Below are 25,163 nucleotides of genomic sequence, written 5' to 3' on the forward strand. Positions count from 1 at the left end.
TTGGGTGCGACAAAGGCGCGCAGGATAACAAAGCTGACGGCTTGCGGGCGGATCGCTGACGGCTGACGCGTTTCAGCGGCTGATTTAAAAATTCACCGTCGCCGAAACCCGCGCCGTACGCGGTGCGCCGAGGAACAGGTAATCGTCCCCCAGGTATTCGCCCGCGTCGCGCCAGTAGCGCTTGTCGAACAGGTTGTCGACGGTCAGGCGCAAGACCGTGTCGTAGCCCTCGATTTTTGTGGTGTAGCGGCTGCCCGCGTTGAACACCGCGTAGTCATCGACTTTCACCGAGCCTTCGCGGTTGGCGAACTTGCTGGAGCTGTATTGCACGCCGCCCAACAGCGCCAAGCCTTGAATCGGCAGTGCGTAATCCGCTGACAAACTGCCGCGGAATTTCGGCACGTTGATCGCCTGATGATCTTCGTAAGCCGCTGTTCCGCTGTCTTCAACCCGCGCGCGAATGGCCGCGACGCTGGCCGACATCTGCAGCTGGGAGGTCACGTAGCCGTTGGCGCTCAGCTCGACGCCGGTGTTCTTCTGCTGGCCCTGCTGGACGAAAGTCAGGCTGCCGTCGTCCTGGGGTTTCGAATACTGATAGGCCTGACGGGTTTGAAACACCGCTGCGGTGAAGCTCATGCGGCGCCAGTCGTATTTGACCCCGGCTTCCAGCTGGCGAGAGATCGTCGGCGCGAGGATTTCCCCGATGTTGCTGTCGAACACCGACGCCGTGCCGCCCAAGGACAAGCCTTTGCTGTAGCGGGTGTACAGCGAAACGTTGTCGATCGGTTTGTAGATCAGCGCAGCCTGGGGCAGGAAGATCGAGCGCTCGGTGTGACGGTTCTCGCTGCCGTCCTCGTTGTAGGCTTTTTCGTCGAGCTTCACTTCACGCCCGCCGATCACCGTTTGCCAATGCTCGTTGAAGCTGATGCGATCGGTGGCGAAAAGGCCGTACTGGCGGCTGTCCAGGCGCCGTTCGGTGTGGCCCACGGAAAGGTCCGACGGCACGAAGGTGTCCGGCGTCCCGTGGATGTTGCCGGAGCCGACGTATTCGCTGAAATACGGACGGGTGTCGACCGTGCGCCGGAACGCGCTGCTGCCGAAGGTCAGCTCATGCTTCAGCCAGCCAGTGTCGAACAGGCCGGTCATCGACGCTTCGACTTCATCGTTGCGCCGCGTGTCGTCCGGGCTGCGGAAATCATAGATGTCGTAGCCGCCGCTCGGCGTAAAGTGCCCGGTCAGCGGCTCGGCAGGGCAGTCGCTCTGGTAATAGCAGCCGTAGGCGAAAGCGCTGTAGTCGTCGATGACCACGCGGCTGCGAGATGCGCTGAGGCTGGCTTTCCAGTCGTCGCTGAGGCGGTATTCGTAGCGGCCGGTCATGTTCAGCGAGTCGATGCCCACCGGATTCGAGCCGCTTTGATAGCCCAACAGTTTGCGCGGTGAGGCGTCGTGGGGCAGCTCGGTGCCGCCCAGCAGCTGATAGCCCGGCACCGAGCGCTGTTCTTTGGTCTGGTATTCGACGTCGAGCTGCAGGGTGGACTGGTCGTTGATGTTCCAGTCGAAGGCCAGCGAGGCGAAATCCCGTTGGCCATTGGCGTGCTCGACGTAAGAGCGAATGTCCTCGTGGGCGACGTTGGCGCGCAGGCCGAATTGTTTCTCGCTGCCGAACCAGCCGCCGACGTCCGTGGCGATGTAGCGCTCGCCGTGCTCGTTGGTCGAGACCGTCACCGAGCGCACGTCTTCCGGCCGCTTGGTCTTGTAATTGATCACACCCCCAGGCTCCGACACGCCACTCTGCAGGCCCGACAGCCCCTTGAGCAGCTCGACCTGTTCCTTGTTTTCCAGTGCCACGTTCTGCTCACCGGTGATGCTGCGCCCGTTGATGCGGTAGCTGTTGGCCGCATTGAGCGAGAAACCGCGCACGACGAAATTCTCGTAGTAACCCACCGGCGCATAGCTGTCGCCCACCGACGCGTCGTTGCGCAGGACATCGCTGAGCAGCTTGGCCTGCTGGTCCTTCAGCCGCTCGGCGGTGAACACCGATATCGAGGCCGGCGTATCGCGCAGCGGCGCTTCGCTGAACCCGCCAACCGACGCGCTGCTCGCCTGATAGATCGACTCCTGCTCCCCCGTCACCCGCAGCGCATCCAGCGTCACCGGCTCGGCTTCCTGAGCCGCCAGCCACGGCGAAGCGAAAGCGATACTCAGCGGCAACAGCCGACGGGTGAAACCGGCAGCGGGACGGGACGAGGTGATCATCGGCGGGTGAGTTCCTGGTGATGGACAGTCGGGCAGGGAGAAACGCAAGCCAGTTCGGCGGCGCCTCTTTTACGTTCTGCGCGGCGTTTTTACAACCGGGATTGACTTGGAATTCGGTGTGCAGGTGATTTTTGCAGGACCCGCTTCAGCCTGGAGGGCTGCGGTACTGATGAGAGAGATATGTCGAATGTACTGGCCCCTTCCCGGCTAAAGCCGGTCCCACAGTCCATTACTGGCTGGAATAGAGATGGTGAGCAGGACGAGCTTTTGTAGGACCGGCTTCAGCCGGGAAGACTGCGGCATTGGCGAAACAAATGCGTTGAATGTACCGGCCCCTTCCCGGCTAAAGCCGGTCCCACAGTCCACTTGTGGCCGACATCGCGATGTTGAAGAACGAGCTTTTGTAGGACCTGGTTCAGCCGGGAAGACTGCGGCATTGGCGGAAAAAATGCGTCGAATGTACTGGCCCCTTCCCGGCTTAAGGGGGTCCTACTAGATGCAGTTAATCAGGCGTTTGGGCGATAATTTCAAGGTAGGGCTATTGCTCTACCTTCAACCCCACCTTCAACAACTTCCCGTTGTCCTCGTCCGTCAGCACATACACATACCCGTCCGGCCCCTGCCGCACGTCGCGGATGCGGGACTTGAGCTCACCGAGCAAACGCTCTTCGTGCACCACCTTGTCGTCCTTGAGCTCCAGACGAATCAGCTCCTCGGACGCCAGCGCGCCAATGAAGACGTTGTGGTCCCACGCCTTGAACGTGCTTGAGTCGTAAAACGCCATGCCACTCACGCCCGGGGATTTCTCCCACACGTGGAAGGGATTTTTCACGCCCTCGACGATCTTGCCTTTGGATTCGGAAATCGGCTCACCGCTGTAGTCGATGCCGAAGGTCGAGATCGGCCAGCCGTAATTGGCGGCTCGCTCGATGATGTTGATCTCGTCGCCGCCACGGGGGCCGTGCTCGTTGGTCCACAGCGTGCCGGTCCAGGGGTTGAGCGCGGCCCCCTGCTGGTTGCGATGGCCGTAGCTCCAGATTTCCGGACGCACGTTTTTCTGGCCGACAAAGGGGTTGTCCTTGGGCACGGTGCCGTCGGGGTACAGACGCACGACCTTGCCCTGAAGCTTGTCGAGATCCTGAGCCGTGGCTTTGTCGTTGTTTTCGCCCAGGGCGATGAACATGTAACCGTCGCGATCAAAGACGATGCGCGAACCGAAGTGGTTGCCCACGGACAGCTTTGGTTGCTGCTGGAAGATACGCGTGAAGCCTTCCAGTTGAGTCATGTCTTCCGAGAGTCTTGCGCGCCCCGCCGCCGTGCCGCCGGTTTTGCCATCGCTCGCGGCCTCGGAGTAGGTCAGGTACACCATGCGGTCCTTGGCGAAATCCGGCGATAGCTCGACGTCCAGCAGACCGCCCTGCCCCTGCACCCAGACCTTCGGCACGCCGGAGATCGGCGCCGACAGTTTGCCGTCAGGCGTTACGCGACGCAGGTTGCCCGTACGCTCGGTGACCAACATGCCCTGGGCGTTCGGCAAAAACGCCACGGCCCACGGATGCTGCAACCCGCCGACGACCTCATCGACGGTCAGCGTGCCAGTCTCGCTCTGGTAGGTCGCGGCAGTGGCCTGCACGGAGAGGCCCAACAATGCGGAGGCGCATAAGGTCGCTAGCAAGGTTTTGCGGAGAGTTGTGGTACGCAACATAGGCGATTCCTTCGAAATGGAAGAGATGCTGGCGGTGGTTTCAGTTGCTGCGGCGTTCGGTATCGCTGGAAGGTCGAGCAGGTTGTTGCCGGGTCGGATAACCGTTGCCGATGCCACCGTTTTCAAGGGTGGGCGGACGGGTTTGAGTGGGCCCTATATTAGGCCCACCGACACGTGGTGCGATGGATTCGGTGCCCTGACGGCTGTTGGGGTTGGCGCGGCGGACGGCGCCGTTGTCGGGAACATTGATCGAGCGGCTCGGATACCCTGCGGCCGCCAGAAGCGGCGGCGAGTGCGCGGTGTGATCATCAGCCTGCGCCAGGCCAGCGGATAACAGCCCGCCGAGCAAGACGACGGCGAGGCGTCGCGGAAAAGGGTTCATCATTTACCTTCTGTGGGATGGGTAACGATTCCGGTCTTTGATGGCGCTCGAGCGCGTAGGTTCGCGCTGTCACAGTGGATGAGCAACGTGTAGGACGATTCGCTTTGTAACAAGAATAGTCGCCGCCCTGCCGGAACCGTCCCATGCGCCGACACTTCGTCGCCCGCTGCACAATTCTTCCAGACCTGCCGTAAGCGGCGCGGTAACGTGTCCAAGAATGATTGAATGCCCTGACCAGCCACCCCTCCCGAGGCCCCGCAATGTCCGACCGCAACTGGATCGAGCTCAAGCAGGACGCCGCGTCCGGCATCGAGACAGTGCGCGCGCATTTCGAGGGCCATGCCTACGATCCGCACTGGCACGACAGTTATCTGGTGGGCATCACCGAACAGGGTCTGCAGCAATTCAATTGCCGTCGACAGCAGCACAACAGCACGCCGGGCAAGGTGTTCCTGCTCGAGCCGGGCGACATCCACGACGGCACAGCACCGGAAGCGGGCGGCTTCACTTACCGCACGTTGTACCTGGACCCGCGCTGGCTGGACCGGGAGTTGCGCGCGCAGTTTGAAGAAGCGCCGGACAACGCCCAACTGAGCTTCGCAGCGACGCTGGCAGAAGACCCGCGCCTCGCCATCGCCACCGCCGACGCCTTCGAAGCGATGCACCATGATGAACTGCGCATCGTTCGCCAGACCGCGCTGGATCACCTGCTCGCCAACCTGACCAGTCACTTGCGTTGGCGCACCCTGGTCGATCCCGATCCGCGTCTGCCACTAGTGGCCCAGCGAGCGCGTGATTATCTGCACAGCCACTTGCATCAGGACATCGGCCTGGACGATCTGGCGCAGGTGACAGGCGTTGACCGCTTCCGCCTGAGTCGCGCGTTCAAGGCCGCGTTCGGCCTGGCGCCCCACGCCTACCTGATCCAGCTGCGCCTGACCCGCGCCCGCCATCTGCTGGCGCGGGGCGAGGCGCCTGTCAGCGTCGCGGCTGCGTTGGGTTTCGCGGATCAAAGCCATCTGGGCCGCTGGTTCCAGCGCGCCTATCGCATGACCCCGGCCGACTACCGCCGACGCTGCTCAAACGTTCCAGACTGACCGCCGACTGCGCGCCGATCATTGCTCCACGATCAATGACCGCCGAGTGGCCTTATGCAAACCCTCCTGCCCTTTCTGCTGTTCGCCTTCGTCGCTTCCATCACGCCCGGCCCGACGAACATCCTCGTACTGACCAACAGCTCGCGCTACGGCCTGCTCCGCACGTTGCCGATTGTCCTCGGGGCCTGCGCCGGTGCGGCATTGCTGGTGCTGATGGTCGGCACTGGGCTGGGGGATGTGCTGGTCCGTCATCGACAGGTGCAAACGCTGATGTCATGGGTCGGCATTGGCTGGCTGACCTGGCTGGCGTGGCAGATTTTCACCGCGCCCGCCGAAGCAGTCGACACGACGCAAACCCGCAGCGGTCCGACTCTGGGCTTGTGGGGCGCGGCGAGCCTGCAACTGGTCAACCCGAAAACCTGGATGATGGCGCTGGCCGTGGTCAGCGTCTTTGCGGGCACCGACGCCGACCGCATGCTGCGGGTGATGTGGCTGTCGCTGGCGTTCTTCCTGGTGTCGATCCTGTGCATGAGCGCCTGGGCCTACCTGGGCGTCAGCGCCGCTAAATTCTGCCGCTCGGCGCAGAGCATGAAGCGCTTCAATCAAGTAATGGCGGTGTTGTTGCTGGTATCGGCGTGGTTGACGTTGGTGGTGTGAAGGGCGGGCAGCAACGCGCGGGTCGGCGTGATTTAATGCGCGCTGACTCCCTGATCCGGACTGACCATGGCTCGTTTCTACGACGCTCGCGGCAATATCTACGCGGTGATTGCTCCCGATGCCCTGCGCACCCTCGGAGTTCTCCTTCCTCACTCACCGACGGAAGCCGCCACTCGCCGCCACGCCTGGACGGCTCAAGCCGTCGCAGTGATCTGTGACTGGCCTGCTGGCCAGCGCCCACCCGGCAGCAAATCTCATCGCTCGGACGGTCTTCTGGTCGGCCCGTTTCAGGACGCGGCGCCGTTCGACCTGTTGATCGTCAACACCGACGGCACCCTCGCCGAACGCAGCGGCAACGGCCTGACCATCTTCGCCCAGTCACTGACCGACGCAGGCCTTATCACCGGCAGCGCGCCGTTCACCCTGCGCGTTCATCACGACAATGCTGACTCGCCCAGCCCCGTTGCAACCCAAGCTGTCCCGGCAACGGTCGAAGGCGTGAATGGCTTCTGGCTGGACATCGGCGCGCCCGGTTTCGGCCCGCAGGCAGTGGGCGCGACAGGAACCGGTGTCGGCAGAGCGATGCTCAATGAGCGGGAGGTCAACCGGGTCGAGCGCGTGGCGGAATTGCACCCGGCATGGCAGACCAGCGTGTTCGTCAGGGTGGGCAACCCGCATTGCGTCACGCTGGTGGCGGATGTGGATGATCTGCCCAGCTTCGAAAACCTTCACCAAACCGAGTTGAACGCTGCCCTGACCCGCATCGCTTTCGTCGCTGGGGAATCAGGAAGCGGCGATCCCTGCGCTGGCGGGGTCAATCTGCAATGGGCCGCGCGCCTGGGAGCGAATCGAATCGCAGCGCGCGTGTTCGAACGGGGCGAAGGCCCGACGGCGTCATCCGGCACCAGCGCCAGCGCGGTTGCATCGGCGGCGTGGCTCTGCGGTTGGGTTGAAGCAGGCCTGGTAGAAGTGGTGATGCCCGGCGGCACTGCGCCGTTGCGCCTGATCGAGCGCGACGGGCAGTTGCAGCAGGTGCAGTTGTTCGGGACGGCGCGAGTCAAAGCCTGACGCTGACTACTCGCCAATGTCCTCATTCCATAGTTCAGGCTTGTCGGCAATGAACTGCTTCATCAGTCCGACGCAGGTCTCGTCGTGCAGCACATTCACCTCCACGCCACGGGACTTGAGCAGCTCTTCTTCACCCATGAACGTCTCATGTTCGCCGACGATGATTTTGCGGATGCCGTACAGCAGGATCGCGCCGCTGCACATCGCGCAGGGCGACAGGGTGGTGTAGAGCGTGGCTTCGCGGTAGACGCGGGCGGGCTGGCGGCCGGCGTTTTCGAAGGCGTCCATTTCGCCGTGCTTGATAGCGCTGCCTTCCTGGACGCGACGATTGTGGCCACGGCCGATGATCTTGCCGTCGTGGACGATGACCGAGCCGATCGGAATACCGCCCTCGTCCAGGCCCTTCTGCGCTTCATCAATGGCCGCTTGCATGAACGGGTCCATGGTCTCTCCTTTCCTTCGTGACGGGGGATGATCGAAAAAACGCTTTAGAACAAGCGCGCGCTCAAGGCTTGGCTTTTTTCAGCGCGTTGTCCAGCGCGGTGGACACGTAAACCTTGAGCAGCTCGCTGGAACGGTCCTTCATGTCAGCGCCAACGTCGCGCTGCTTGTTGCGGAATTTGTTGGCGACGTCTGGCGCGGGGTCTGCGGCGTCCAGTGCTTGCAGCTCTTCGGGGCTGAACGATGCGGCGTAGGCGGCCGCAAGGTTGCGGTCCCATTCCTGCTGATACTGCGGCTGCAGGCTTTGCAGTTCGTCCTGCACGATTTCCTGCGCCTTGGTGCGGCCGACGGTTTCGACGATCGTGGCGAAGGTCACCGTGTGGGAAGCGACTTGGTAACCCAGCCAGCCCAGGCTTTCGCCCAGATGCTTATCCTGCACGAAGCTCAGCGCGGAATCTGCGGCCACGGGGGCAGGTGCGGTTTCGCCGGCCAGCGTCACGTTCTGCAGGGCCATCAGGCCCATCAACGTCAGTCCGAGTGACGCCTTCATCATCGTCAACGCTGTCGATCTGCAATATCCCATGTCCTCTCCCGGCGACTTTTTATCGGTGATCAACGCTTTGATTGTCAGCTGGACGCTAACAGTTGAGGGGCGAGATATCCATCCCGGCTGCGCAGGGAAACGTGTAGGACTGGCTTTAGCCGGGAAGGCGCCGGATGTCACGCCACACAATCAAGAGTGCCTGCGCTGGCCTCTTCCCGGCTAAAGTCGGTCCTGCGGGGTCTTGAAAAAGCCGGCCCTACGGGGATCGCGTACTTTGTGGGACCGGCTTTAGCCGGGAAGGCTCAAGCCAATTCTGCTGAGCCACCCAGCGCCCACTGCTGTGCGGTCATGCGGTAAATCCTCACGCCCTGGCGATGATACTGGCTGTGGACGAACCCACCGAACCCGAGTTTTTTGATCACATTGACCGATGCAAAATTAGTCGGCTGGACGATGGCGATCAGCGATGACAAGCCCAGCTGTTCAAAGCCATAAGCCAGAGCACCGCGCGCCGCTTCGGTGCCAAAACCCCTCCCCCAGAACCCGGTTGCGTGCCGGTAGCCAATCTCGATCTCGTGCTGCTCATCCACCAGCTCGGCGTTGAGACCGCAGAAACCAGCCAAGGTTGAGGTGGATTTTTCCACCACCGCCCAGGGACCAAAGCCACGTTCACGGTAGGAAAACCGACACCAGTCGATGAACTCGCCGGTGGCCTTTTCCGACAACGCGCCCGCCACCGAATGCCGCATCACCTCGGCATCGCCCAGGATTTGCGCCAGCGCCGGGGTGTCGTCAGGGGTGAGTTCGCGCAGGATCAGGCGGTCGGTGTGCAGAGGAATGAATGAGGGGTTCAAGAAGTGTCACTCGTGCATGGACGGGATTGCCTGTGGGACAAGCGGCGGCCCGCTTGTCCCACAGTTTGAAGAGAAAGCGCTTACAGGCCCGCCTTCACCTTGCTGGCAACCTCAGCCGGCACCCAGGCGGTCCAGACGTCCGGGTGATCCTTCAGGAAGCTTTTCGCCACAACGCTTGGCTCCAAGCGCTTCTCACTCATCTCGCCCAGGGTTTTGTTCAGCTGGTCGATGGGCAGATCCACCTTCTCGAAGAAGCTCACCAGATCCGGGTACTGCTGACGGAACGGTTCAGACACGCCAATCGCCAGGTGTGCAGCGAGGGAGCTGGAGCCGATCGGGTTGGGATTGCTGGCGTCGGCGAGGGTTTTCCAGGCGGCTTCGTTGAACGGTGGCTCTTCCAGCTTGATCAGCTTGAAGCGACCCAGCAGCGGCGTCGGCGACCAGTAATAGAACAACACCGGCTTGCCGCGACGGATGGACGATGCGACTTCAGCATCCAGTGCCGCGCCCGAACCGGTGCGGAAGTTCACGTAGCTGTCGTTGAGCTTGTAGGCCTTGAGCTTCTGGGTGTTGACGATTTCCGAGGTCCAGCCGGTCGGGCTGTTGAGGAAGCGGCCCTTGTCCGGGGATTCGGGGTCCTTGAACACGTCCTTGTATTTGGGCAGATCGGATACCGATTTCAGGTCCGGCGCCAGCGGTTTGATGCCGCGTTCCGGGTCGCCCTTGATGACAAATTCCGGCACCCACCAACCTTCGGTCGCGCCTTTGACGATGTTGCCGAGGCCGTGGACCTTGCCTTCAGCCTCCGCCTTGACCCACGCAGGGCTGCGACCCGCCCACTCTTCGCCGATCACCTGAATGTCGTTCTTCGCCAGCGCCGCTTCCAGACTCACCGTGCTGCCGGGCAGTTTGTCGGTGGGATAGCCGTAGCCTTTTTCCACAATGGTGCGCAGGATTTCGGTGATCAGGCTGCCGCTCTCCCAGGTGATGTCACCGAAATGAATCGGCGCGGTTTTTTCTGCGCCGTACGCCGAGCCCGTCAGGGCAGCCAGTGCCAGCAGCGAGCCGCCCAGCAGTTTTTTGATTGGTGTCATGGATGTCTCTCGTCGCTCGGGGATGAAAGGAGCTCAATCGGTTTGGCACAGTTGGCCGGGCACAGCACACGCTTTATTCCAGACAAGCGCGGCGGCAACAGGTTTCAGCCTTATCCATGTAGTCGCTCACCGAACGCTGCGAAATGCCCAGCCGCGCGGCGATTTCAGGATAGGTCAGACCGCCGCGGCGGGAGAGCACAAAGGTTGATTTGATTTTTGCAGGCAGGCGGTCAAGGCGGCGATCCAGACGGTCAAGGATTTGCAGCGTAGCGGCGTGGCTTTCGGCGGACGCAAAAGGAACAGCGTCTTCCAGGGCCAATCCCTCCAGATAATCGCGCTCCTGATCGCGCCGCCGCCAGCGCTCATACACCAGTCGCTGGGCGATGGTAGTCAGCAACGCCCGCGGGTCGCGAATCGGCACAACGTTGGGCGAGGCCAGCAATTGCAGGAAGGTTTCGGACGCGACGTCTTCGGCGCTCTGCTCGGAGTCGAGCAGTCGACGCAAGCGCAGGCACAGCCACGCGTGGTGCTGCACAAAGAGTTCGCTGAGGTAGTGGCGATGCATAACGTCGGCGCCAGCCATAAGACATCCCCTGCCCTGAAATTTTTATCATCGGGACTTTCCGAGAGGCCATGCTAGCAAGCGCGGTTATGCAGTAAAAATACTTAAAAGTGATTCTTATAGATCATCACGGAATAACTAGAGTAACGGAAACCCCAGGGATATAGCCTGCTGCTGGTAGTCGAGCAGCACTTGGTAATCCGCCTCGCTTGCCGGTAACACGTCGCTGATCGCCAACGCGTGGGCGACATCGGGAAGTTCGTTCAGCGCCTGATTCATGGCCGCGCGGATGGCATCAGCATCGGCGCCGAGCCGCGTGATGTAGGGCAGGCACGGCCCCTCCGCCGTGCGCGCAATCACCTTTACCCCGGCGACCTCCTCGCTGGCGTCGCGGGCCAGGTAGTCGAAGGTCACGCTGTCGATGGCCGCCAGATCACCATTGCCCGCTTTGATCGCAGCAAGGCTGGCGCGATGACCGCCGGTGAGCGTGGTGTCGGCGAAGAACTTGCCATCCTGTTGAAGTGGGGCTAATGCGTGGCGGAACAGGTTCATGCCGGAATTGGAATCCCGCGAATTCAGCAGGCCATGACTGCCCTTGAACTCGACGAGAGCCTGACGCGGATCATCATCGCGGGCAATCAACAGGCTGCAGTGATTGCCGTTGGCGCTGTGGGGCAATTGATACACAGGACGGCCGACCACCTGAACCTTGCCCCGCAATTCAGTCATCAACGGATAGCCGCAGGTTTGCGTCAGCAGCAAGTGCGGCGACAGCCACAGCGCTTTCAGATCCAGATCCGCAGCATCGAGACGCTGCACGCCAAGGATTTCCATTGTTCGTTTCAGCCACTGCCCCTGCGCCTGCTGAACGCGCGGCGGCGCGACGTACATCAACAGTTCGGCGAAGCCTTGGGGCATATTCGATATTCCTGATCAGACGTAGGGATGTTGCGGGCTGTCGATAGGATTGAAGCTGTGGCGACGAAAGAGTTCCGCGTAACCGGCCACCAGAAATCCGCCGCTGCGTGCCAGCCACGCCTCACGCCGCGCCCGATAGACGACGGGCATGTGATACCACGACAAGCCGGGCAAGTCGTGGTGCACAAGGTGCAGATTCAGATTCAGGAACAGCCAGGCCCACGGCCATGAGGCTTCGTTGATCACCGTGCGCTCCTGGGGTTGCTCGCCCGGACGGTGCTCGTAGTAGGAGCGAACCATCGACACCGCCAGCGCCGGGACGCTGCAGAAGAGCACGTAATGCAAGGCCGAGATCGCGCTGTAATGCTCGATGAACCAAAACATCAGCACCAGCAATCCACCGTGGGTTGACCACATCGCCCAGGCCTGACGCTCGCCACGCAGCAATCGGCGGGTTTCGCCAATGATCAGACAGCTCAGCGCCAACGGCACGCCAAACACCAGACGCCCCGGCGGGGTCTTGTCGAGCCAGCGCAAGAAACGCATCACTTTGCCAGTCTGCTTCCAGTGCGACCGGCTCAGGTAGCGGCTTTCAGGGTCGAGACCGGGAACGGTCAGGTCTTCGTCGCAGTGGTGCTGCATATGGGTGTCGCGATACAGGGTGTACGGGTACCACACCGCAAAGGGCGCGTAACCGAGCACCTTGTTCAGTCGCAACGAACGCGTCGGGTGTCCGTGCAGCACCTCGTGTTGCACGGACATCCACAGCACCAGCAGCGGGATCATCAACAGCGTCGTCGGCCACACGCCCAAGTACGGACTGGCAACCAGCAACGTCGGCCAGCCTGTGTACAGACCGATCAGCAGCAACCAGGTCGGCCATTCCGTGCGGCCCGTAAAGCTTGCGCGCAAACGCTTGATCTCTTCGCGCTGCGCGTCGTCCAGGTAGTGGGGCATTGCCGGTTCCTGCATTCGGGCTGATAACCGGTTGTGCAACGACGCAGGAAAAACTTGTAGATCGATTGGTTATGACGGTAGAACGATGCGCCCAATCGACCCTTTATCCGACGCCCGCAGCCCATGCCCGACATCCAGTTTTCGCCCCTTCCCGACGTGCAGCGCCCGTTGCTGGAGAAGTTCTACCGCGCCCATCGCTCACCCATGCGCGCCAAGGGCGAGGCACAGATGTGGGTGGCGCGCAGGTCGGAGATTGTGGGCGGTATGTGCTTGACGCCTGTTGAGGGTGGGCACTGGTTGACCGGGCTGTTCGTTGCGCCCACCGAACGCGGGCGGGGTGTCGCGGCGGGGCTGATCGCCGCAGCGCTGACGTCGGTTGAACGAAACATCTGGTTGTTCTGTGAACCTGAGCTGAGCGGCTTTTATCAGCGACTCGGTTTCTCGGAAACATTGCAGCTGCCCCAGGCACTGGCCTCACGCCTGGAGCGTTATCGCCAGACCAAGCGATTGGTGGCACTGGCTCATTTGACTGGCCCGTAACCCAACAGCGGCTTAGAACCTTTCCTGCGGTGGACCAAACCAAACGTGCCATCGGAGGCCCCGCTTCGCGTGCTAGCCTCGCCGATCATTTCTTGGTCAGGCAGGACGCACATGAAGCCGGCGCTTATGGTTTTCTCCCTCGCGGCACTTTCGGCGACGGGCTTGGCAGTGGCGGCGAGTGCTGCGCCTGAATCGACTGTCACTCACGAGGAATTCGCGAGCGTCCTCAGCGGCGATTGGCGAGTCCCGCAAAATGCGGCCCGCGATCAATACCGTCACCCTGAGCAGACGCTAACGTTTTTTGGCCTGCGCCCTGATCAGACGGTCATTGAAATCACACCGGGCAATGGCTGGTACAGCGAACTGTTGGCGCCGCTGCTCAAAGATAAAGGCCATTACGTTGCCGCCATCGTCGACCCCGCCATCAGCGATTACGCGAAGAAATCCGCCGACAGCCTGAAGCAGAAATACGCCGCTGACCCTGCCCATTACGGCAAGGTCGAGGTCGTGGCCTATGTGCCTCAGGCGCCGATGTTCGGCACGCCAGGCTCGGCCGATACCGTGCTGACCTTCCGCAACGTGCACAACTGGGTCGACGCCGGCAACGAAGCGGCAACATTCAAGGCGTTTTACGAGGTATTGAAACCGGGCGGGACGCTGGGCGTGGTCGATCACCGGGCCAAACCCGGCACCACCGCCAAGGACAACGAAAAGAACGGCTACCTGCCGACGGACTACGTCGTGAAACTGGCGCAGCAGGCGGGTTTCAAGCTGGCTGGCGAGAGCGAAATCAACGCCAACCTCAAAGACACCAAGGACTACCCCGACGGCGTCTGGACACTGCCGCCGGCGCTGGTCAAGGGTGGGCAGGACAAGGCGAAGTATCTGGCAATCGGCGAGTCCGACCGCATGACCCTGCGGTTCATCAAGCCAGATAAATAATATGAGCTGCAGATAGTCCCGGCGGAATGTGTTCGCCCTTGATAACGCTGAAAAGCCTGTGGGAGCGAAGTTGTTTACGATGCCGCTGCGAAACTTGTGGGAGTGAGCTTGCTCACGAAAGCGGTGGCTCAGCCGCCGAATGTTTAGCGGATGTACCTGCCTCTTCGCGAGCAAGCTCACTCCCACAGGGTTACTCATATGCCGACAAGTTTCGTTGCACAACGAAGCCGTTATTCGTCCGCGTTCGGGTCCATCCCCGGGAACAGCACTTCGATGAAGCCGAAGCGGCTGAAGTCGGTAATGCGTGACGGGTACAACCGGCCGATCAGGTGATCGCATTCATGCTGGACGACCCGCGCATGAAAACCGCGGGCTTCACGCTGGATAAGCTTGCCGTCCGGGTCGAAACCCTCGTAGCGGATGTGCTCGTAGCGATCAACCACACCGCGCAGGCCCGGCACGGACAGACAGCCTTCCCAGCCCTCTTCCAGGGTTTGCTCAAGCGGCGTAATCAACGGATTGAGCAGAATGGTCTGGGGAACGGCCTCCGCATCCGGATAACGATCGCTGCTCTCGAAACCGAAGATCACCAGTTGCAGATCAATGCCAATCTGCGGCGCTGCCAGGCCGACACCGCCGACGCTTTCCATGGTCTCGAACATGTCCTGGATGAGAGTCTTCAGCTCTTGCGAACCGAACATCGACTCGGGCACAGGTGGCGCGATGCGCAGCAGACGCTCGTCGCCCATTTTCAGAATTTCGCGAATCATTGCGGACCCTCTGCAACGGGCAGGGGCGCCACAAGCGGGCGCCGTCTACCTAGAGCGTGATCAGAATTTGTCGGTCTTCAGCACCGGCGGCGTTGGGGTGTAATCGTGGTCATGGCTGTGATCGCGGCCAAGACCCGAAACGTGCTGCTTGAGGTGCACCGTATTGAAATCGGCCGTGCCATCGCGCTCACCTTCTTCCTTCTCGCCTTTCTCTTTGCCCTCGGCTGACATGTGCTCGATCACCGCGTTCATCTCGGCGCCCAGCAACAACACCGCTGCCGAGATGTAGAAATACAGCAACAGCACGATGATCGCGCCGATGCTGCCGTACATCGCATTGTAGTCAGCGAAGGTTTTCACGTAGTAGGCAAAGCCCAGCGAAGCGACGATCCACACCACGACCGCAAGCACTGAGCCTGGGGTAATGAAGCGGAAGCTCTGTTTAACGTCGGGCATGACGTAGTACATGATCGCCACCGCCACCATGAGCAGGATGATGATCAACGGCCAGCGCAGAACCGTCCATAAGGTGACGATGAAATCTTCCATGCCAATCTGCGCGGCGAGCCAGTTCATGACCACCGGGCCGGTGACCATCAGCGCGGCAACCGTTAACAGCATGCCGGCGATACCGATGGTATAGAACACCGACAGCGGAATACGTTTCCAGGCCGGGCGCGCTTCGACTACGTCGTACGCGGCGTTCATGGCGCTCATCATCAGGCGCACGCCAGCCGAGGCGGTCCAGAGTGCGATGACGATACCGATCGACAGCAAGCCGCCTTTGGATTGTTGCAACTGGTCAATGACCGGATTGACCTGGTCGAGGGCCTGGGGCGGCAGGACCAGTTCGGATTGCAGCCGCAACCAGCTGAAAAAGTCCGGCAGGTGCAGGAAGCCGATGAGGGCAATCAGGAAGAGCAGGAACGGGAACAGCGAAAACAGCATCTGGTAGGCCAGTGCCGAGGCGTAGGTCGACATCTCGTCATCGAGAAACTCTTTGACCGTTCTGACCAACACTGTCTTGATGCTGAGCTGGCGCAAGTCCGGGAATATCATGGCGTCTCCTTCGCGACACAGATGTAGCCGAAGCACGGTTATTGATTCAGGCGTTTCTACAAGCGGTATGCATACGAGCGGGCAATTGCGTTGAAATTCCGTCAGTTGCCCGAACGGGCTGGCTTTTTACAGGGTGCCCGGGGTATTGGCTACATTTGATGTGTTTCAGGCGGTCGGCGACGCAAACGATAACGGCCATCGAAGGATGGCCGTTACGGTGATGCAAATCAGGTCGCCGGGAGCATGACAGCCCCGGGCGCAAGGGATTTAGACCTTGTCGACGCCTTTTTTCACAGCGTCTTTTGCGTCGCCAACGGTTTGTTGCGCTTCGCCTTTGATTTCCTGCGCTTTGCCTTCGGCACGCAGTTTGTCGTTGTCGGTCACTTTGCCGACGCCCTGCTTGACGTTGCCTACCGCTTCGTTGGCCAAGCCTTTGACTTTATCGCCGGTGCTGCTCATAGGGTTAACTCCAGGGTGAGAATAGGTTGTCATTACCTCGACACTAGAACTGACCGGAGCGGTGAATCAGAGGTTCAATTATTTCGCGAATGGATTGAATCGGCGTTGTGAGCCTGGGTTTTCCATGCGCCTGGAGGGATCGGAATCCATCCTAATAACCAGCGGCAGGCACATCAAAAGCTTCCCGGCTGAAGCCGGTCCTACGCGAGGCGCCGCCGGTTGCACTGACGGCACGCGCTGCGTTTAGTGGGACCGGCTTTAGCCGGGAAGAGGCCAGTCCAGGCGCTGATGTTCGATCGTTCCCACGCTCTGCGTGGTAATGCATTTCGGGACGCTCCGCGTCCCCATGAGAGCCCGCGAATCGCGCCGGCCAATTTTGCCTTTATGTTTCCCCGAGAACCCCGGAGAATGCGCGACCGAACCGGCGGCGCTCAGGGCGTCGGGCCAGGTTGACGAGACCGTGATCCAGGAATGTTATGAAACTCGATAAGCAGCAGGCCATTGCGCGCCGTAATGAACAGCTCGGCGGCGCCGTGCTCGGCACCAATAACACGCACTTCGCCGTGCTCGACCCCAAGCGCAATATCTGGTGGTTTGATTTGCCCATGAGCCGTCTGGCGGTGGGTCAGTACGAGTGGCTGCATCTGCTGTTGCACACGCCGAGCACGGATGAGTTGATTCACCTGAAGGTGACCACCAAGTTCCTGCGCGATCAGAAAGACGCAGTGGTGGTTCGCAATGAAGGCAAGCGCAAGTCCACCGTGAGCCTGGAGCTCTCGGCTGACAAGGATTCGTACTTGAAGGACACGCGCCCGAACGGCGCGAACCTGAGCTTCGCCAGTTTCGTACAGAAGTGATCTTGCAAGACTGATCAGACGACCGCAGCGCAGGCCATCCCGCGCTGCAGCCGAGTGTCACGTCAGACCAGTTCGATACGGTCGGCGTGAATGACGATCTGGCCCTGTTTGTACAGTGCGCCGATCGCTTTCTTGAAGTTGCCTTTGCTGACGCCAAACAGGTTGCTGATGACCTGCGGATCGCTCTTGTCGCTGACGGGCAATACGCCGTTGTTGTCACGCAACTTGCCGAGGATCTGCGCGTTGAGGCTGCTGGCAAGCTGCTCGCCCACCGGTTGCAAACTCAGGCTGATGTTGCCGTCGCTGCGCACGTCCTTGATGAAGCCTTTTTCCTGTTTGCCCGAACGCAGGAACTTGAACACCTCGTTCTTGTGAATCAGGCCCCAGTGCTTGTTGTTGATGATCGCCTTGAAACCCATCGCGGTTTCTTCCGCCACCAGCAAGTCCACTTCCTGCCCCACGGTGTAGTTGGCCGGCACCTTGTCCAGATAACGATCCAGACGCGTGGTCGCGGTGATACGGCGCGTGTGTTTGTCGAGGTAGACATGCACAACGCAGTAATCACCGGCCTTCAGCGGCTGCTTCTCTTCCGAGTACGGCAGCAGCAAATCCTTGGGCAGACCCCAATCCAGAAAGATGCCAATGCTGTTGACTTCAACCACTTTGAGGCTGGCAAATTCACCCACTTGAACCTTGGGTTTCTCGGTGGTGGCGATTAACTTGTCATCGCTGTCCAGATAAATAAAGACGTTGAGCCAGTCTTCATCTTCGCTGGGAATATCTTTGGGAATATATCGGTTGGGCAGCAAAATTTCGCCGTCTTGTGCCCCGTCCAGATATAAACCGAAGTTAGTGTGTTTAACCACTTGCAAACTGTTGTAGCGCCCGACTAAAGCCATGTGCAGATACCCTCGTTACGTGGGCGGCATTCTACCCGAATTCGGGCGGGCATTCCGGTGGCCATTTCGGATCGACATCTGCCGCCGGCATCGCCGCCCTGGAAATCAACGCCTTGATGAACCACGCAACGCAAGCGGTGCCGAGCTAAAGCCATTCGTCAGGTTGTCGAGCCGTTCGGCCGCCTTGAACGCCGGGCATAATCGACGGAACGCCAGATTAAACATCGCAATTAAAACAGTCATTTAGCCGCTGCTTTCGGAAAATAATTGCGCTCATCCTTGCGACCGTGACGCCTCCCCCCGTCCGATAATACCCAAGCAATTTCCGGTCAATTCCGATAGGATGGCCGGCCGTATTAAATTTATATAGGTCAATAGCAGCCATGCGTGTAAAAGCATCCAATTCGAAAGCCAAGCCAGCTCCTGCCGTTGAGACCAGCGATTCGATCAACGCACAAATTGCAGCTTTCCTGAAATCCGGTGGCGAGATCCAACAGATCGCCAAAGGTGTCAGCGGCCAGACCTTCGGCCCATCCAAACAGATCTCCCTCGGCAAAAAGTAAATTTTCTCCCGCCTCCGCGGTCGACATCCAGGCGCTTTGATCACAAAGCGCCAGGTCTATCGCTCCCTCGCTGTACAAAGCTCTGCTTTACTCTCGTCACATGACTGCTCCTCGATGCTGTTACCCATGGGTCATGGAAAAGAGCGGACGATGCCCTGATCTGCTGACGTCTCTGCGGAAACCGATATGAACAAACGGATGATCATTGGCGCCCTGCTCAGCCTCGGGCTCACCGGCTGTGCGACCCACGGATGTGACACCTCGATACCAGGCAGCGCCTGTCGTGCCGACTATCTGCTGTATCAGAACGACATGCTCCAGGCCAAGCTGCTGATCAACGAACGCCGCGCCGAAAACGACGAACTCGCCAGCGCGCTTCTTGAACGGGCAGCACGCGAAGACACAACCGGCGAAGCCGAGTTTTACCAGGCCATTCTGCTACTGCGTCAGAACGCCGAGCCGAAGCTGATCGATGCCAGGCTCAATGATTCTGCAGATCGCAACTACCCCCTGGCCATCGCCCTGCTTGCGCAAAGGGCCGGAATGGACGATCAGGAAAAGGCACAGAAGTACCGCACCCAGTACGAAAAACTGGACGTAGCCACCAGCGGTTATCCGTCTTTTCCTCAAGCCTTGATCGTCGTCAATCAGCTGATTTCCCCCGCGAACTGATCTGAAAGCGCTGCGCATCTGCCTCGAATCGACCAATGGTCGTGAGATGGCGCCAATCGGCGGTATCCTTGCACCGCTCTAGCTCGCGGTTCTTGCCAGGCCATTCGGCTTTCGGATGGAAACCTTCGACCCACTCCTCTGAAACCTGAAAGGAGTGAAGCATGCCTTATGCTCGCTGTTTCAACCGTTGGACCGGTGCGGTGTTTACCTGCGCCGCCCTTATGCATCACGCCGCCAGCGCTCAGGTCATCGAGCGGGAGCTAGGCGACTTCAGCCTGAAGCTCGGCACGACGCCCAGCCGCACCATGGCCCAAGGTCTGGTGACGCCGAGCGGTGCCGATACCAAGTTTCACGGCGGGCTCGACCTGACCCACGACAGCGGTTTCTACTTCGGGCAATGGTCCCCCAGCGCAGGGCTGACGCCCGACACCGCGCTGGAAGTCGACTCCTATATGGGGTTCAAGAAGCCCTTCGACAAAACCCTCGGTTACGAGCTTGGCGTCATTCGTTACAGCTATCCAAACACCGACCAGCTCGACAGCCACGAGCTTTATGCCGGTTTCCGCATTTTCGACAGCCGCATCGGCACCGCCTTCAGCACCGACGCCGGTCGCCAGGACAGCACCGTGTTTCTCGACCTGGGCAGCATGATTCCCTTGGGCCTGGACCTGCGCATGCAGTACGGCAACCACCAGCTCGATTCGCCCACGATCATCGACGGCGGCGGCGTGGTCAACGCCTACAGCGACTGGTCGTTCAACGTGTCGCGCCCTGTTCTGGGCATGGACATGAACCTGATGTACAGCGGCTCGAGCCTGACCGGCGCCGATTGCAGCGCCTACAGCGGCCACAACACCCAGTGCGAAAGCACCGTTACCCTTAAGGTCGTGCGCTCGTTTTTCTGATGGGTTGAACCGCCATGACCTGACTTGCTCTATAACGGTGAGACGAACCGGCAAGGAGCTGTCATGGGCATTGTGTTGAAGACCTTTATTTCGCTGTGGCTGAGCCTGACGCTGTTGGCGGGGTGCAGTCAGATTGGTCTGACGTATCGGCATCTGGACTTCATCATTCCCTGGTCGCTCAACGACTACCTGGACATGAACGCTTCGCAGAAAGACTGGCTCGATGAGCGCTTGAAAGAGCACTTGAGCTGGCACTGCACCACTCAGATTCCCGGTTACCTCGACTGGCTGGACCGTCTGCAAGGGATGGTCGAAAACAACCAGGTCAATCAAGAGCAACTCAAGGCACGCACCGCCGAAGCGCGGCAAGCCATCGCCACCCTCTCGAAAGAAATCACGCCCTCGGCGGTCGAGCTGTTGCGTCAGCTGGACGATCAGCAGGTGGCCGAGATGGAAGCCGCATTCGCCAAGGACCTGCGCAAGCATGAGGACGAATACGTCGACCAGCCGCTGGACAAGCAGATCAGTGAACGCGCTCAACGGATGGAGAAACGTCTGACGCCGTGGATGGGCAAATTGAATGCAGCCCAACAGGCTCGCGTGATGCAGTGGTCGACCTCGCTGGGCGAGCAGAACCGGCTGTGGATCGACAACCGCGCGCACTGGCAGTCGCTGTTGCTGGCGGCGGTGAAACAGCGCAATGCCGGTGATTTTGATCAGAAGATTGCCAGTCTGTTGCAGGATCGCCAGACCTTCTGGACGCCCGAGTATCGCGCCACCTACGACCATACCGAGCAGGCAGCGATTTCTTTGATTGCGGACCTGATGGCGCAGAGCACCCCTGATCAACGGCAGAAGTTGCTGGCGAAAATCGCCGATGTGCGCAAGGACTTCACAGATTTGAGTTGCTACAAGAGCATAAAAAAAGCGTCCTGATCAGGACGCTTTCAGCATCAGGCGATTTGCGCCTTTGAAGCCACCTCATCAAAGGTCGCCTGGTCCAGCGCATCGGCCTGTTCATCCAGCACCTGACGCGGATGGTCGTTGCCTGGAATGCTGCTGTCGATCATCGCCAGCAAGCTCGCGCCTCGAGGCGTAAGGGTCGCGCCTTCGCCATTCCCGCCATCACCGCTCGTGTGGGCGGCAATGAACCCACGTTCGAGCAACAACGCTCTCAATTCTGCGGCAGACGCTTCTGATGCATCGGCAATTGCGACGCTGTTTTGTACGTGGTGCAACAGACGCTCGATCAGGTCCCAGTCGTATCGTTTAGACATGTTTCATCCTCCAGTGGGCCAACAGGGCAATACCCGTGACGTCCGGTCATCGGGCTTGATGCTCAGTGGTTGTGACCCAGTGGAGGGCCAGCCGTTCAGCGGGCTGGCCGGGAGGCAGAATGGGGTTATTCAGCGACTGGCGGACGCGTGACGCGCTTTTTCAGCGGCGCCATCCCGTCCTGGCTGACCAAAGGCTCGGCCTTCGGACGATTTACCGATTTGCGCTTGGTCGGGCCCTTGGCGACGGCTTTCTTTTTGTCGCCCTTCTTGTCACCTTTGCCATCGGTTTTTTTCTTCTTCACGCCGACCGCCTTGCCCGACGCCTTGACCTTCTTCGGCCCGGTGTAGGTGCCTTTGACTTCCTTGATCGTGCGGCGCTCGAACTTCTGCTTCAGGTAGCGCTCGATGCTGGACATCAGGTTCCAGTCGCCGTGGGTGATCAGCGAGATCGCCAGACCTTCGCCACCCGCACGGCCGGTGCGGCCAATGCGGTGAACGTAGTCGTCGCCGGTGCGGGGCATGTCGAAGTTGATGACCATGTCCAGGCCGTCGACATCCAAACCACGGGCCGCGACATCGGTCGCCACCAGGATCTTCACGCCGCCCTGCTTCAGACGATCGATCGCCAGCTTGCGATCCTTCTGGTCTTTATCGCCGTGCAGCACGAACGCCTTGTACTCGAGCGCCACAAGGCGACCGTAGATGCGGTCGGCCATGGCACGCGTGTTGGTGAAGATGATTGCTTTCTGGTAGGTCTCGTTGGCCAGCAGCCAGTTCAGGACCTGCTCTTTGTGCACGTTGTGGTCGGCAGTGATGATCTGCTGACGGGTGCCCGGAGCCAGTTCGCTGACACTGTTGACCTGCAGGTGCTGCGGGTCTTTCAGGACTTTGCCGATCATTTCGCGCAGGCCCGAACCACCGGTGGTGGCCGAGAACAGCATGGTCTGCTGACGGTTGGCGCATTCGCCGGCCAGACGCTCGACGTCTTCGGCAAAGCCCATGTCGAGCATGCGGTCGGCTTCGTCGAGGACCAGCAGTTCAACCTGCTTGAGGTCGAGGTTGCCCGCGTTGAGTTGCTCCAACAGACGGCCCGGCGTACCGATCAGGATGTCCGGGACCTTGCGCAGCATCGCGGCCTGGACCTTGAAGTCTTCGCCGCCGGTGATCAGCCCGGCCTTGATGAACGTGAACTGGGAGAAACGCTCCACTTCCTTGAGCGTCTGCTGGGCCAGCTCGCGGGTCGGCAGCAGGATCACCGCGCGGATGTCGACGCGAACCTTGGCCGGGCCCATCAGGCGATTGAGCATCGGTAACACGAACGCGGCAGTCTTGCCGCTGCCGGTCTGCGCCGTCACCCGTAGATCGTGTCCTTCCAGCGCCAGCGGAATGGCCGCTGTTTGCACAGGCGTAGGCTCGACGAAATTGAGTTCGGCCACGGCTTTTAGCAGGCGTTCGTGCAGGGCGAATTGGGAGAACACGGGTGTTACCTCGGCGTAATACAAAAAAACAGTCGCATAGGGTACCGGTTTAAGCCGGATTCGCCGAGCCTCTTTAGCTCAAAGGGCCTATTTTGTTACCGGATTTGGCCTACCCTGCCCTCGCTTCCCTATCAATGCTCTAATCGCGCCCCCCATTTTTGATCAGGAGATCCAGCGCCCATGGACACCCATTCGCTTTGGCTACGCGCCCAGGAAATCTGGACGCTGCTGGAAAACCAGCCAATGCTGCGCACGATCACCGGCTTGCTGTTACTGCTCATCGCCGCCTTCGTGCTCGGGCGGCTGGCGCGATGGATGATCCTCTACGCCATGAAAGCCCTGAGCCGCCAGCCGTCGCTGTTCTGGCTCAATGACTTTCTCCATAACAAAGTCTTCCATCGACTGGCCCAGGTCACGCCATCGGTGGTCATTCAATTCGGGCTCAATCTGGTCCCGAACCTCAGCAATTCCGCCAATCATGTGCTCGGCAATATCGCGCTGGCGTTCACCATCCTCTTCCTCATGCTCACCGTCGGCGCGCTGCTCAACGCGTTGCTGGACATCTACGCTCGCACCGAACACGCCCGCACCCGCTCGATCAAGGGCTACGTGCAGCTGACGAAAATGATCCTGTACGTGTTCGCCGGGATCATCATCGTCGCCACGTTGATTGATCGATCGCCGTTGCTGCTGCTCTCCGGGCTCGGCGCGATGTCGGCGGTGATTCTGCTCGTCTACAAAGACACCCTGCTGTCCTTCGTCGCCAGCGTGCAACTGACCAGCAACGACATGCTGCGCGTCGGCGACTGGATCGAAATGCCACAAGTCGGCGCCGACGGCGACGTGGTGGACATCACCCTGCACACCGTCAAGGTGCAGAACTTCGACAAGACCATCGTGTCGATCCCGACCTGGCGCCTGATGTCCGAGTCGTTCAAGAACTGGCGCGGGATGCAGCAGTCCGGCGGGCGCAGGATCAAGCGCAGCCTGTTCATCGATGCCAGCGGCGTGCGGTTCGTCTCCGATGAAGAAGAACAGAAGCTGACCCAGGTCCGCCTGCTGACCGACTACATGGGCCGCAAGAAAGCCGAGCTCAAGGCATGGAATCAGGCCCAGGGCAACGTCGCCGAAATGTCGGCCAACCGCCGGCGCATCACCAACATCGGCACGTTCCGCGCCTACGCGTTGGCGTACCTGAAGAGCCACGCCGACATTCACCCGGACATGACCTGCATGGTGCGTCAGATGGAAGCCACGGCCCAGGGCGTTCCGCTGGAAATCTACTGCTTCACCCGCACCACAAGCTGGGGTGACTACGAGCGGATTCAGGGGGATATTTTCGATTACCTGCTGGCGGTGCTGCCGGAGTTCGGGCTGGGGGTTTATCAACAGCCGAGTGGGGCGGATTTACGGATTGGGTTGGAGAAGATGTCGTCGAATCAAAGTCTGCACCAACCGGGCGGCGTTTAACGACCAAGTGCAGCTATGGCGCATTGTTTTCAGTGCTGACCCCGAATCGAATGGAGAACTCTTTCGTTCCCTTGGGCGTCAACGCCAGCGCCCTACTGTCGAGGTCCTGAATAACCCATTTGCGGCTGGTCGCTATGTGCAGGAAGGCAGCACCCAGTGCTCCGGCGAGATGCGGGCGGCGCATGCTCCAATCCAGGCATGAGCAGGCGAAGCGACGTCGCTGCGCCCTGACTGTCCCCACATCGAGCCCCAAGTCGGCCATCGCTTTTTCGCCGCTGACAGTGAGTTGATAATTACCGTCGTCAGGGGCTGACATGGTCAGCCAGCCTGACTCGAGGAAATGATCGTGCAGTTTTACGGCCAATGAACCCGCCATGTGGTCGTAACAGGTGCGTGCGAATTGAAGTCGACCCGGGGTTGTAGGCACGAACCGGGTGTCCGGCTTCTGGCTAATCACCATGAGGGCCTCAATTGCCCTGGCCACGTCTGCGTCGGCCAGACTGTAATACCGATGCCTGCCCTGAGTGTGCAGCTTCAGCAGCCCGTCCTCTTTGAGCCTCGCCAAATGCGCGCTTGCAGTAGAGGCGCTTACGTCGCCGATGACAGCCATTTCTGTGCTGGTACGTGCATGCCCATCCATCAACGAACAGAGCATCTTCGTCCTGGCTGGTTCGGCGATTGCGCCGGCGACCCTTGAAATGGCGATGTCATTGCCTGGGGAGTCCATATTTCGTTCC

General features: G+C 60.3%; 29 protein-coding genes. 11 read left to right on the forward strand and 18 right to left on the reverse strand.

What is annotated here, in order from left to right:
* Positions 1-84: 84 nt before the first annotated feature.
* From ABEH28_RS17610 to ABEH28_RS17620, 3 genes are all read right to left on the reverse strand, one after another.
* On the reverse strand, positions 85-2,256 hold the full coding sequence (locus ABEH28_RS17610) for a TonB-dependent siderophore receptor (protein WP_346630676.1): 2,172 nt from the start codon (positions 2,254-2,256) through the stop codon (positions 85-87).
* A gap of 538 nt (positions 2,257-2,794) precedes the next feature.
* Positions 2,795-3,961 (reverse strand): PQQ-dependent sugar dehydrogenase, encoded by a 1,167-nt coding sequence (locus tag ABEH28_RS17615; protein ID WP_346630677.1) that lies wholly within the window; start codon positions 3,959-3,961, stop codon positions 2,795-2,797.
* A 40-nt stretch (positions 3,962-4,001) separates the two neighbouring features.
* Positions 4,002-4,343, reverse strand: a complete 342-nt coding sequence (locus ABEH28_RS17620; protein WP_192171882.1) for a hypothetical protein — start codon at positions 4,341-4,343, stop codon at positions 4,002-4,004.
* Positions 4,344-4,603: 260 nt separating this feature from the next.
* Here ABEH28_RS17620 and ABEH28_RS17625 point away from each other — a divergent pair, with 260 nt between their 5' ends.
* The 3 genes from ABEH28_RS17625 to ABEH28_RS17635 all read left to right on the forward strand — a co-directional run bounded on the left by ABEH28_RS17625 (position 4,604) and on the right by ABEH28_RS17635 (position 7,165).
* Positions 4,604-5,440, forward strand: coding sequence for an AraC family transcriptional regulator (locus tag ABEH28_RS17625; RefSeq protein WP_192171508.1), 837 nt, complete (start codon positions 4,604-4,606; stop codon positions 5,438-5,440).
* A 54-nt stretch (positions 5,441-5,494) separates the two neighbouring features.
* Positions 5,495-6,097, forward strand: coding sequence for a LysE family translocator (locus tag ABEH28_RS17630; protein WP_192171509.1), 603 nt, complete (start codon positions 5,495-5,497; stop codon positions 6,095-6,097).
* A gap of 66 nt (positions 6,098-6,163) precedes the next feature.
* Positions 6,164-7,165 (forward strand): diaminopimelate epimerase, encoded by a 1,002-nt coding sequence (locus ABEH28_RS17635; protein ID WP_192171510.1) that lies wholly within the window; start codon positions 6,164-6,166, stop codon positions 7,163-7,165.
* A 6-nt stretch (positions 7,166-7,171) separates the two neighbouring features.
* On the opposite strand, the gene ABEH28_RS17640 is transcribed toward ABEH28_RS17635, so the two are convergent.
* The 7 genes from ABEH28_RS17640 to ABEH28_RS17670 all read right to left on the reverse strand — a co-directional run bounded on the left by ABEH28_RS17640 (position 7,172) and on the right by ABEH28_RS17670 (position 12,535).
* The gene (locus tag ABEH28_RS17640) at positions 7,172-7,609 is read right to left on the reverse strand and encodes a nucleoside deaminase (protein ID WP_192171511.1); all 438 of its coding nucleotides are present in this window, start codon (positions 7,607-7,609) and stop codon (positions 7,172-7,174) included.
* Between the two features lie 61 nt (positions 7,610-7,670).
* Complete coding sequence (locus ABEH28_RS17645; RefSeq protein ID WP_346630678.1) at positions 7,671-8,189, reverse strand: hypothetical protein; 519 nt, start codon at positions 8,187-8,189, stop codon at positions 7,671-7,673.
* 263 nt (positions 8,190-8,452) lie between these two features.
* Complete coding sequence (locus ABEH28_RS17650) at positions 8,453-9,004, reverse strand: GNAT family N-acetyltransferase (protein ID WP_346630679.1); 552 nt, start codon at positions 9,002-9,004, stop codon at positions 8,453-8,455.
* An 80-nt stretch (positions 9,005-9,084) separates the two neighbouring features.
* On the reverse strand, positions 9,085-10,098 hold the full coding sequence (locus ABEH28_RS17655; RefSeq protein ID WP_282366775.1) for an ABC transporter substrate-binding protein: 1,014 nt from the start codon (positions 10,096-10,098) through the stop codon (positions 9,085-9,087).
* A 73-nt stretch (positions 10,099-10,171) separates the two neighbouring features.
* Positions 10,172-10,681, reverse strand: a complete 510-nt coding sequence (locus tag ABEH28_RS17660) for a sigma-70 family RNA polymerase sigma factor (protein WP_346630680.1) — start codon at positions 10,679-10,681, stop codon at positions 10,172-10,174.
* A 117-nt stretch (positions 10,682-10,798) separates the two neighbouring features.
* Entirely contained in the window at positions 10,799-11,578 is a 780-nt protein-coding gene (locus ABEH28_RS17665) for a PhnD/SsuA/transferrin family substrate-binding protein (RefSeq protein ID WP_346630681.1), read from the reverse strand.
* 15 nt (positions 11,579-11,593) lie between these two features.
* Entirely contained in the window at positions 11,594-12,535 is a 942-nt protein-coding gene (locus tag ABEH28_RS17670) for a fatty acid desaturase (RefSeq protein WP_346630682.1), read from the reverse strand.
* Positions 12,536-12,658: 123 nt separating this feature from the next.
* Between ABEH28_RS17670 and ABEH28_RS17675 the strand changes: the two genes are divergently transcribed.
* The gene (locus ABEH28_RS17675; RefSeq protein WP_346630683.1) at positions 12,659-13,075 is read left to right on the forward strand and encodes a GNAT family N-acetyltransferase; all 417 of its coding nucleotides are present in this window, start codon (positions 12,659-12,661) and stop codon (positions 13,073-13,075) included.
* A 111-nt stretch (positions 13,076-13,186) separates the two neighbouring features.
* Positions 13,187-14,017: a methyltransferase gene (locus ABEH28_RS17680; RefSeq protein ID WP_346630684.1), complete on the forward strand. Its 831-nt coding sequence runs from the start codon at positions 13,187-13,189 to the stop codon at positions 14,015-14,017.
* A 230-nt stretch (positions 14,018-14,247) separates the two neighbouring features.
* Here the strand turns inward: ABEH28_RS17680 and def are convergent, their stop codons facing one another.
* The 3 genes from def to ABEH28_RS17695 form a co-directional block, all read right to left on the reverse strand.
* Positions 14,248-14,787, reverse strand: a complete 540-nt coding sequence (gene def, locus ABEH28_RS17685; protein ID WP_346630685.1) for a peptide deformylase — start codon at positions 14,785-14,787, stop codon at positions 14,248-14,250.
* A 60-nt stretch (positions 14,788-14,847) separates the two neighbouring features.
* Entirely contained in the window at positions 14,848-15,846 is a 999-nt protein-coding gene (locus tag ABEH28_RS17690) for a YihY/virulence factor BrkB family protein (RefSeq protein ID WP_192171521.1), read from the reverse strand.
* A 267-nt stretch (positions 15,847-16,113) separates the two neighbouring features.
* Positions 16,114-16,305, reverse strand: coding sequence for a CsbD family protein (locus ABEH28_RS17695; RefSeq protein WP_192171522.1), 192 nt, complete (start codon positions 16,303-16,305; stop codon positions 16,114-16,116).
* Between the two features lie 476 nt (positions 16,306-16,781).
* Here ABEH28_RS17695 and ABEH28_RS17700 point away from each other — a divergent pair, with 476 nt between their 5' ends.
* Complete coding sequence (locus tag ABEH28_RS17700) at positions 16,782-17,162, forward strand: hypothetical protein (RefSeq protein WP_346630686.1); 381 nt, start codon at positions 16,782-16,784, stop codon at positions 17,160-17,162.
* 62 nt (positions 17,163-17,224) lie between these two features.
* On the opposite strand, the gene ABEH28_RS17705 is transcribed toward ABEH28_RS17700, so the two are convergent.
* Complete coding sequence (locus ABEH28_RS17705) at positions 17,225-18,061, reverse strand: S1-like domain-containing RNA-binding protein (RefSeq protein WP_346630687.1); 837 nt, start codon at positions 18,059-18,061, stop codon at positions 17,225-17,227.
* A gap of 105 nt (positions 18,062-18,166) precedes the next feature.
* Positions 18,167-18,304: a hypothetical protein gene (locus ABEH28_RS17710; protein ID WP_346630688.1), complete on the reverse strand. Its 138-nt coding sequence runs from the start codon at positions 18,302-18,304 to the stop codon at positions 18,167-18,169.
* A 140-nt stretch (positions 18,305-18,444) separates the two neighbouring features.
* On the opposite strand from ABEH28_RS17710, the gene ABEH28_RS17715 reads away from it, so the two are divergent.
* The 4 genes from ABEH28_RS17715 (at position 18,445) to ABEH28_RS17730 (ending at position 21,137) form a co-directional block, all read left to right on the forward strand.
* Positions 18,445-18,624: a hypothetical protein gene (locus ABEH28_RS17715; RefSeq protein WP_037012170.1), complete on the forward strand. Its 180-nt coding sequence runs from the start codon at positions 18,445-18,447 to the stop codon at positions 18,622-18,624.
* 186 nt (positions 18,625-18,810) lie between these two features.
* Positions 18,811-19,296: a hypothetical protein gene (locus ABEH28_RS17720; protein ID WP_346627532.1), complete on the forward strand. Its 486-nt coding sequence runs from the start codon at positions 18,811-18,813 to the stop codon at positions 19,294-19,296.
* A gap of 161 nt (positions 19,297-19,457) precedes the next feature.
* Positions 19,458-20,201 (forward strand): TorF family putative porin, encoded by a 744-nt coding sequence (locus ABEH28_RS17725; RefSeq protein WP_192171527.1) that lies wholly within the window; start codon positions 19,458-19,460, stop codon positions 20,199-20,201.
* A gap of 63 nt (positions 20,202-20,264) precedes the next feature.
* Entirely contained in the window at positions 20,265-21,137 is an 873-nt protein-coding gene (locus tag ABEH28_RS17730; protein WP_346627531.1) for a DUF6279 family lipoprotein, read from the forward strand.
* Positions 21,138-21,154: 17 nt separating this feature from the next.
* Here the strand turns inward: ABEH28_RS17730 and ABEH28_RS17735 are convergent, their stop codons facing one another.
* Both ABEH28_RS17735 and ABEH28_RS17740 read right to left on the reverse strand, forming a co-directional pair.
* The gene (locus ABEH28_RS17735; RefSeq protein ID WP_346627530.1) at positions 21,155-21,478 is read right to left on the reverse strand and encodes a transcriptional regulator; all 324 of its coding nucleotides are present in this window, start codon (positions 21,476-21,478) and stop codon (positions 21,155-21,157) included.
* Positions 21,479-21,603: 125 nt separating this feature from the next.
* Positions 21,604-22,956, reverse strand: a complete 1,353-nt coding sequence (locus ABEH28_RS17740) for a DEAD/DEAH box helicase (RefSeq protein WP_074891698.1) — start codon at positions 22,954-22,956, stop codon at positions 21,604-21,606.
* Positions 22,957-23,136: 180 nt separating this feature from the next.
* Between ABEH28_RS17740 and ABEH28_RS17745 the strand changes: the two genes are divergently transcribed.
* A complete protein-coding gene (locus ABEH28_RS17745) occupies positions 23,137-24,426 on the forward strand; it encodes a mechanosensitive ion channel family protein (RefSeq protein WP_346627529.1) in 1,290 nt (429 codons plus the stop codon).
* A 13-nt stretch (positions 24,427-24,439) separates the two neighbouring features.
* Here ABEH28_RS17745 and ABEH28_RS17750 read toward each other — a convergent pair whose 3' ends face one another.
* Entirely contained in the window at positions 24,440-25,153 is a 714-nt protein-coding gene (locus ABEH28_RS17750) for a helix-turn-helix transcriptional regulator (protein ID WP_346627528.1), read from the reverse strand.
* Positions 25,154-25,163: the final 10 nt, after the last annotated feature.

The sequence above is a fragment of the Pseudomonas sp. Ps21-P2 genome (assembly GCF_039672565.1).
GTDB lineage: Bacteria > Pseudomonadota > Gammaproteobacteria > Pseudomonadales > Pseudomonadaceae > Aquipseudomonas.